A 5,304-nucleotide genomic window follows, 5' to 3' on the forward strand; every position below is an offset into this window, starting at 1 on the left:
AGTCAGGACTCACTGAAAAAAAGGCGGCGACATACTCTCCCACATAACTGCAGTACCATCTGCGCAGTCGGGCTTAACTTCTCTGTTCGGAATGGGAAGAGGTGAGCCCCGACGCAATAACCACCTTAAGAGGTTTTGCAAGGGTGTCTTTTGGACAACATTACAGAATATCTTAACATACTGAGATAAAGAAAAAAACAAAGACTGTCATTCCCGCGAAGGCGGGAAAACAAAGAGTGCCCCGCCCTTGCGGGCGGAAGCGGCGTACATAAGCTTACGGGTTATTAGTACTACTCGACTATGACATTACTGCCTTTACATCTATAGCCTATCGACCTGGTCATCTTCCAGGACCCTTAAAAGAAATCTCATCTTGTGGTGGGTTTCGCGCTTATATGCTTTCAGCGCTTATCCCTTCCAAACGTAGCTACTCTGCGGTGCTCCTGGCGGAACAACAGATACACCAGAGGTTTGTCCAATTCGGTCCTCTCGTACTAGAATCAGATCCACTCAAATTTCTTGCGCCCACAGTAGATAGAGACCGAACTGTCTCACGACGTTCTGAACCCAGCTCGCGTGCCACTTTAATGGGCGAACAGCCCAACCCTTGGGACCTTCTCCAGCCCCAGGATGTGACGAGCCGACATCGAGGTGCCAAACCCCCCCGTCGATATGAGCTCTTGGGGGAGATCAGCCTGTTATCCCCGGCGTACCTTTTATCCTTTGAGCGATGGCCCTTCCATGCGGAACCACCGGATCACTATGCTCTACTTTCGTACCTGATCGACCTGTATGTCTCTCAGTCAAGCTCCCTTATGCCATTGCACTCTACGCACGGTTACCAAGCGTGCTGAGGGAACCTTTAGAAGCCTCCGTTACTCTTTTGGAGGCGACCACCCCAGTCAAACTACCCACCAAGCAATGTCCCCCGTAAAACGGGGTTAGACCTCAGATAAGCAAAGGGTGGTATTTCAACAATGACTCCACAACGCCTGGCGACGCCACTTCACAGTCTCCCACCTATCCTACACATCACTTATCCAAGACCAATACTAAGCTATAGTAAAGGTGCACAGGGTCTTTTCGTCCCACTGCGGGTAATCGGCATCTTCACCGATACTACAATTTCACCGAGCTCATGGCTGAGACAGTGTCCAGATCGTTACACCATTCGTGCAGGTCGGAACTTACCCGACAAGGAATTTCGCTACCTTAGGACCGTTATAGTTACGGCCGCCGTTTACTGGGGCTTCAATTCAATGCTTCTCCGAAGATAACATCTCCTCTTAACCTTCCAGCACCGGGCAGGTGTCAGGCCCTATACCTCATCTTACGATTTTGCAGAGCCCTGTGTTTTTGATAAACAGTCGCCTGGACCTTTTCACTGCGGCCAGCATTGCTGCTGGCGACCTTTCTCCCGAAGTTACAGGTCTATTTTGCCTAATTCCTTAGCCATGAATCTCTCGAGCACCTTAGGATTCTCTCCTCGACTACCTGTGTCGGTTTACGGTACGGGTACTGTTAATCTAAGTTTAGAGGTTTTTCTTGGAAGCCCTTAGGTACACTATCACTTTGTCCGAAGACTCCGTGTACTATCGCATTTCCCCAAAAGCCGTGGATTTGCCTGCGGCTCTTATAGGTAGGTGCTTTAACGAACTATTCCGTCAGTTCGCGGTACTTTCATCACTCCGTCACCCCATCACAATTAACAGTAGTACGGGAATATTAACCCGTTGGCCATCGACTGTCCCTTTCGGGTTCGCCTTAGGACCCGACTAACCCTCAGCTGATTAGCATAGCTGAGGAAACCTTAGTCTTTCGGTGTGCGGGTTTCTCGCCCGCATTATCGTTACTTATGCCTACATTTTCTTTTCCAACCTCTCCAGCATGCCTTACGACACACCTTCGCTGATGTTGGAATGCTCCCCTACCACTTGATAAATCAAGTCCATAGCTTCGGTACTATACTTATGCCCGATTATTATCCATGCTCGTCCGCTCGACTAGTGAGCTGTTACGCACTCTTTAAATGAATGGCTGCTTCCAAGCCAACATCCTAGCTGTCTGGGCAGACAAACCTCGTTTTTTCAACTTAGTATAGATTTTGGGACCTTAGCTGATGGTCTGGGTTCTTTCCCTCTCGGACATGGACCTTAGCACCCATGCCCTCACTGCAAGTAAACATTATATAGCATTCGGAGTTTGTCAGGAATTGGTAGGCGGTGAAGCCCCCGCATCCAATCAGTAGCTCTACCTCTATATAACTTTAACACTTGCGCTGCACCTAAATGCATTTCGGGGAGTACGAGCTATTTCCGAGTTTGATTGGCCTTTCACCCCTACCCACAGGTCATCCGAAGACTTTTCAACGTCAACCGGTTCGGACCTCCACTATGTGTTACCACAGCTTCATCCTGCCCATGGGTAGATCACACGGTTTCGCGTCTAACACTACTGACTAAAGCGCCCTATTCAGACTCGCTTTCGCTACGGATCCGCATCTTAAATGCTTAACCTTGCCAGCAACGTTAACTCGTAGGCTCATTATGCAAAAGGCACGCCGTCACCCCACTAAAGGGCTCCGACCGCTTGTAAGCGTATGGTTTCAGGATCTATTTCACTCCGTTATTCACGGTTCTTTTCACCTTTCCCTCACGGTACTGGTTCACTATCGGTCTCTCAGGAGTATTTAGCCTTAGCGGATGGTCCCGCCAAATTCAGACAGGGTTTCACGTGCCCCGCCCTACTCAGGATACCACTATCCTTATCTTCTCTTACTTATACGGGGCTGTCACCCTCTATGGCTTACCTTTCCAGGTAATTCTAATTCAATCCGCAAGGAATATCGTGGTCCTACAACCCCAAAATTGCCGTAACAACTTTGGTTTGGGCTAATCCGCGTTCGCTCGCCACTACTTACGGAATCACTTTTGTTTTCTTCTCCTCCGCCTACTTAGATGTTTCAGTTCAGCGGGTTTGCCCTCCTATCGGAGTGACATGTCTTCAACATGCCGGGTTGCCCCATTCAGGTATCTACGGATCAAATCGTGTGTGCCGATCCCCGTAGCTTTTCGCAGCTTATCACGCCTTTCATCGCCTCTGAGAGCCTAGGCATCCCCCATACGCCCTTATTTTGCTTATTGTACTTTTGGTTATGATTGCTCATAACCGTGTTCTTTCTACTTTGTTATTATTTTCTTATCTCAATATGTCAATGAACGTGGCGCGGCAACACCGAATTTAATCAGCATCGCTTTTAGCGCTAGTGGAGAATATCGGAGTCGAACCGATGACCTCCTGCGTGCAAGGCAGGCGCTCTAGCCAGCTGAGCTAATCCCCCATTTTTTAGCGATGAGTTATTAGTTATGAGTTATGAATTTGCTCATAGTATGCTCAACCCTAGAATTTCCAAGCTTAAAAAAGTAGTCCCGGGCAGACTCGAACTGCCGACCCCTACATTATCAGTGTAGTACTCTAACCAGCTGAGCTACGAGACTCTGTTTTTTTGCTTTTTATTATTTGAACCAACAGCGAGAGTAATTGAATTTTCCTGATTTAGGACCCAGTCCTTATTATAGTCTCTAGAAAGGAGGTGTTCCAGCCGCACCTTCCGGTACGGCTACCTTGTTACGACTTAGCCCCAGTTACTAGTTTTACCCTAGGCAGCTCCTTACGGTCACCGACTTCAGGTACCCCCAGCTTCCATGGCTTGACGGGCGGTGTGTACAAGGCCCGGGAACGTATTCACCGGATCATGGCTGATATCCGATTACTAGCGATTCCAGCTTCACGGAGTCGAGTTGCAGACTCCGATCCGAACTGAGAACGGTTTTGTAGATTCGCTCCTACTCACGTAGTGGCTGCTCTCTGTACCGTCCATTGTAGCACGTGTGTAGCCCAAGGCGTAAGGGCCGTGATGATTTGACGTCATCCCCACCTTCCTCACAGTTTACACTGGCAGTCTTGTTAGAGTTCCCGACCTTACTCGCTGGCAACTAACAACAGGGGTTGCGCTCGTTATAGGACTTAACCTGACACCTCACGGCACGAGCTGACGACAACCATGCAGCACCTTGTAATTTGTCCGAAGAAAGATCTGTTTCCAAACCTGTCAAACTACATTTAAGCCTTGGTAAGGTTCCTCGCGTATCATCGAATTAAACCACATGCTCCACCGCTTGTGCGGGCCCCCGTCAATTCCTTTGAGTTTCATTCTTGCGAACGTACTCCCCAGGTGGGATACTTATCACTTTCGCTTAGCCACTCAGGTTGCCCCGAACAGCTAGTATCCATCGTTTACGGCGTGGACTACCAGGGTATCTAATCCTGTTCGCTCCCCACGCTTTCGTCCATCAGCGTCAATCCACTGGTAGTAACCTGCCTTCGCAATTGGTATTCCATGTAATATCTAAGCATTTCACCGCTACACTACATATTCTAGTTACTTCCCAGTAATTCAAGTCTGGCAGTATCAATGGCCGTTCCATCGTTGAGCGATGGGCTTTCACCACTGACTTACCAAACCGCCTACGGACCCTTTAAACCCAATGATTCCGGATAACGCTTGGATCCTCCGTATTACCGCGGCTGCTGGCACGGAGTTAGCCGATCCTTATTCTTACGGTACCGTCAAGCCCCCTCACGAGGGGGTGTTTCTTCCCGTACAAAAGCAGTTTACACACCATAGATGCTTCTTCCTGCACGCGGCATGGCTGGATCAGGCTTGCGCCCATTGTCCAATATTCCTCACTGCTGCCTCCCGTAGGAGTCTGGTCCGTGTCTCAGTACCAGTGTGGGGGATCTCCCTCTCAGGACCCCTACCTATCGTAGCCATGGTAAGCCGTTACCTTACCATCTAGCTAATAGGACGCATGCCCATCTTTTACCGTTGGAACTTTAATATACCAAACATGCGAATGATATATACCATGGGGCATTAATCCAAATTTCTCTGGGCTATTCCCCTGTAAAAGGTAGGTTGCATACGCGTTACGCACCCGTGCGCCGGTCTCATATATTGCTATACTACCCCTCGACTTGCATGTGTTAGGCCTGCCGCTAGCGTTCATCCTGAGCCAGGATCAAACTCTTCATCGTATATTGTTATGCTGGACTCGCGTCCTGCATTCGTAATTTAGACAAAGGCCAGGCTTTTCAAATCTTCCGATTCTCTTACTCTCTTTTATTTGTTTTGAAATCTCTCTCAAAACGGCTGTCAATTCAATATGTCTATGAACGTATCTATTCTCTTTTTCCGCCACTCTTTCGATTACCTCACAATGCTCTTATTTGTAAGCGGTGTTC

At 48.7% G+C, this 5,304-nt stretch carries 2 tRNA genes and 3 rRNA genes; all 5 read right to left on the reverse strand.

Annotated features, from left to right (window positions below):
* Positions 1 to 18: 18 nt before the first annotated feature.
* The 5 genes from rrf to L1S31_RS14725 all read right to left on the reverse strand — a co-directional run bounded on the left by rrf (position 19) and on the right by L1S31_RS14725 (position 5,097).
* A 5S ribosomal RNA gene (gene rrf / locus L1S31_RS14705) occupies positions 19 to 128 on the reverse strand.
* 136 nt (positions 129 to 264) lie between these two features.
* Positions 265 to 3,143 (reverse strand): 23S ribosomal RNA (locus L1S31_RS14710).
* 123 nt (positions 3,144 to 3,266) lie between these two features.
* Positions 3,267 to 3,340 (reverse strand) — tRNA-Ala (locus tag L1S31_RS14715).
* Positions 3,341 to 3,423: 83 nt separating this feature from the next.
* Positions 3,424 to 3,497: transfer RNA gene (locus tag L1S31_RS14720), tRNA-Ile, on the reverse strand.
* Positions 3,498 to 3,585: 88 nt separating this feature from the next.
* Positions 3,586 to 5,097 (reverse strand): 16S ribosomal RNA (locus tag L1S31_RS14725).
* Together the 16S, 23S and 5S rRNA genes with 2 tRNA genes alongside form the textbook arrangement of a ribosomal RNA operon.
* Positions 5,098 to 5,304: the final 207 nt, after the last annotated feature.

This window comes from Flavobacterium wongokense, from assembly GCF_021608265.1.
In the GTDB taxonomy this organism is placed as follows: Bacteria; Bacteroidota; Bacteroidia; order Flavobacteriales; family Flavobacteriaceae; genus Flavobacterium; species Flavobacterium wongokense.